The organism is Methyloterricola oryzae (assembly GCF_000934725.1).
Classification (GTDB): Bacteria; Pseudomonadota; Gammaproteobacteria; order Methylococcales; family Methylococcaceae; genus Methyloterricola; species Methyloterricola oryzae.
In genome coordinates, this window is sequence record NZ_JYNS01000056.1 from 1 (window position 1) to 3331 (window position 3331).

Annotated in this window: 3 protein-coding genes and 1 riboswitch; all 3 genes read right to left on the reverse strand. The window is 52.6% G+C overall.

Annotated features, from left to right (window positions below):
* Positions 1-130: 130 nt before the first annotated feature.
* The 3 genes from EK23_RS21145 to EK23_RS23560 all read right to left on the reverse strand — a co-directional run bounded on the left by EK23_RS21145 (position 131) and on the right by EK23_RS23560 (position 2695).
* Positions 131-991, reverse strand: coding sequence for a shikimate dehydrogenase family protein (locus EK23_RS21145; RefSeq protein ID WP_052808433.1), 861 nt, complete (start codon positions 989-991; stop codon positions 131-133).
* 265 nt (positions 992-1256) lie between these two features.
* The gene (locus EK23_RS23555) at positions 1257-1883 is read right to left on the reverse strand and encodes an MBL fold metallo-hydrolase (RefSeq protein ID WP_145998783.1); all 627 of its coding nucleotides are present in this window, start codon (positions 1881-1883) and stop codon (positions 1257-1259) included.
* Positions 1880-2695 carry a twin-arginine translocation signal domain-containing protein gene (locus tag EK23_RS23560; RefSeq protein WP_145998784.1) on the reverse strand — a complete coding sequence of 272 codons (816 nt, stop codon included), beginning with the start codon at positions 2693-2695 and terminating at the stop codon, positions 1880-1882. The genes EK23_RS23555 and EK23_RS23560 overlap by 4 nt, the downstream gene beginning before the upstream one ends.
* Positions 2696-2822: 127 nt before the next feature.
* A riboswitch (cyclic di-GMP riboswitch) is annotated at positions 2823-2901 on the reverse strand.
* Positions 2902-3331: the final 430 nt, after the last annotated feature.

The window sequence follows — 3331 nt, forward strand, 5'->3', positions numbered from 1 at the left end:
CACGCGCCGTTTCGATGAAGCTTCGCACCTCTATCAAAACGGGTAACCCCACCTCGCGGCAAGGAACTCTGTCAAATCAAGTCTGAACTTCTACATATCAAGCGTGGAAAAACCGACAAAGAATACGAATTCAGTGGGTCAGGGCGTCCGACACCGCTTTTTGGAACACCGATTCATCCGGTTGAATGCCTGTCCAGGCCGCAAATATCTCCATAGCCAGTTGCACCAGCATTTCGACCCCATCAACAATCCTGCAACCCTTGTCCCGAGCTGACTTCAGAAACGGCGTGATCCGGGGATTGGTGATCACGTCGACCAAGGTCATCCCAGCGTCAATCCCAATCCAGTCTATGGGGACCGGTTCCAGTTCTGGTGCGGCACCGAGGTGCGTCGCGTTCATGAGGATGTCTGTTCTCTCGGGCACAACAACAGTGCCGTTCCAGGGTAGCCATTGAACTGGAACCCCGGTGGCCTTTTGGACCATCTCGACGACCTCCCGGCCTTGGGCTTCACGGCGGGTGATAACCGTAAGTCGGGCGGCACCGGCGCGGGCTATTTCCGCGGCCATCGCGCGCCCCGCGCCTCCTGCTCCGAGCATCGTTACCTGTTTGCAGGCAATATCGGTGACCTTTTTGATCGCTTTCACCACACCTTTACCGTCGTTGTTGTGGCCGATCAATCGCCCATTTTCGAAAGTAACGTAATTGGCGGCCCCCATGATGCGGACGTCTTCGTCGATGGCGTCCAGCACCGGAATGGACGCGATCTTGTACGGCACGGTAATGCAGAATCCTGCGTATCCGAGGGCCTTGGCGCCGCGGATCGCATCCGGGAGTTCTTCACTGGACGCGATATCGGATTTCCAGAATTGCCAGTTAAGACCGTAGTGTGCGTAGACCGCATCGAACATACGGTCGATTGGGTTTTCCGCAACCGGGTGGCCGAACATGCCGGTCATTTGTTTCTGCGGAGGGATGGAGGCGTTGGACATAGCTGGACTCCAAGCGATCAGGGTTCAGAATGAACTCCCCATAATATTAGGTCCTGCTGAGAAAGCTTTCGCGTAGTATCCCATGGGAATATTGGGAGTCGGGACGCTGGCGTTTGGGATGCCGACGTTGAACCCAACGTTGGTGTTTGACGAGCAGAATACGGTTCTTGAGGGTTTGGTTCCAACGTTCAATTTGACCTTGGATTTGCGGATCCCCGGGTCGAGTCCGGCCGCGACGAGCGTCAGTGCTACCTCTCATTCTCAGCTATCGGTTGTCGCAAACGTAAGATTTCGGCACATAGGTGTCCCCGCAATTCCAAGCCCAAGGATCGTATTGGCAAGGATCAATAACTGCGTTTAGTAGCGCTTGGTCAAACTGGGATAATGGAGCATATGGCTTGTAGGGAGTTTGGCTATTGTTATCCCAGTATTTTGGAGTTGCAGTGCCACTGAGGGCCCTCGGATCTGCGGCCGGTCGATTCCACGTTGAATAACATACTAAGGCCCGCCGTTCAAGAAGACGCCGTTTGGACACATTAAGTACAACCAGATCTGTGACAATGGAGACCGGACCGCGGTACCACGATCGGATATTCCTAAGGGCGCTCGGAATAGTGTCGTTTTCCGCCTGAAAATGAGTTCCAACGGCTAATCTTGGCGGCTTTGACAGTTGGCTCAGAATGTAGCCAAAGGCTTTTTCCGGTGTCTGGGAATTTTCTTCGATGGTTCGAGCCAATTGCACGCCCGCGCTGTTCGGATCAGCACTTCCCCCTTGTTTGACCGACCAGACTTCCGTTGGCACGACAATCTCGTGGATTAGTACCGTGACGCCATCGGCTTGTTTAATCAAGAATTTATTTGGCTTGGTATCGCCGCCATAAATTATGCTCAATCCATTCTATTCCATTCCAGCTTATAGCTAATGGATCCATTTCGGTCATGAACCGCCGGGAAGAACGAAATATTCACTTTTCTGTGCCGATCATGGTATGCAACCCACGGATCTCGACTCAGGTGCGCGTAATTTTTCGAATTCAGCTCGGTTACGAACAAATCATAACCGGCACCCTCTGCGTCGTTCCAACGAGTTCCGACGAAGCTTTGTGATGCCGTATGCCATCGATTCATCTCCCGAAAGTGGCGAGCAAAATCCAGGGTGCCATCTTCGTGTTGTTCACCTGTGTCAGGGTCACATACCATTGGGCGGGAAGGTCCCCACACATATAACGGTGATTTTGCATCTTGTTGAGGCCCAAAGCAGTAGATTTGCGTTAAGTCATTCATGTGGTCGCCGTGCAAATGTGTCAAAAAGACTTTACGCATTTTCGACATCTGTACGGCCATCGCGCCGTAATTGATTGAAGATCCGGCGCCACAGTCAAAGACAAAGCAATCGTTGTAGGCCTCGTCGTATTCTCCCTGCTCATTGCTACCATTGCCCAATTCCACAAAGACACTGGCGCCCGCCCGGGCACGTCGCAGGACTGGCGAACTGCCCATGAACGATATACGTATTTCTCCTTTTGGCAGAGGTTCTCCGGGAAGGAAGGGCGCTAGCGCCTTGAAATACCAGTTTTGATCACACCCGCCGAGGGGCGGGAACGCATCGCACCAATTTGCTTGGGTTAATTCAGGCCCAATGGTCATGGTGCCCAGTGCAGCACCGGATAGCTTCAGAACATCCCTACGACTGAAATTGTTCATTTTGATTCTCCTCAATCGCGTCAGTAGACGGCGCGGTGAGATAAAGCTAACAAAGTGAGCCAAATGCCCATTGGATGGGGCAAAAAATAAGCCGGACCCCCTCTGGCGCCCATGGTTCTAAGGCACTTTTGGCAATCCGGCTTTCCTGAAATTGAGGATCCGCGACTTTCTGCCCCTGTCTTTCGACAGGTTAGGCTTTCAGAATCTGGGATTTTGGATATGAATTGAAGCCTATATCACTTGTGCGTGATTCCTATACGTAGAGCACCATAATCGAATGAAGCAAGGCGCCAGACTAGTGGTGAACGGGTCGGTACGTAAATAGGAAACGATTGACCGTATTAACTGACCAAACCTCTGAGGTATAGCCGGCCTGCATTTGAGCGTGAGACAAATTGCTATCTGGCGCACGAAGGGTCGATTCGATTTTCCAGAGAGCTGACGCTCGCGAATCGTCGGTGTCGGCCAAGTCGGGTGACAGCTTTGGCCGACGGGTCGGCGCCGAGGTTGAGGTCAGGGAAGACAGCAATGCAGAAATCAGCTGTAGAAGTTCAGACTTGATCTGACAGAGTTCCTTGCCGCGAGGTGGGGTTACCCGTTTTGATAGAGGTGCGAATCTTCATCGAAACGGCGCGT

Bases quoted from the DNA above. Each gene is read 5' to 3' on its own strand.
- EK23_RS21145 (WP_052808433.1), bottom strand. From the start codon at position 991: ATGTCCAACGCCTCCATCCCTCCGCAGAAACAAATGACCGGCATGTTC.
- EK23_RS23560 (WP_145998784.1), bottom strand. From the start codon at position 2,695: ATGAACAATTTCAGTCGTAGGGATGTTCTGAAGCTATCCGGTGCTGCA.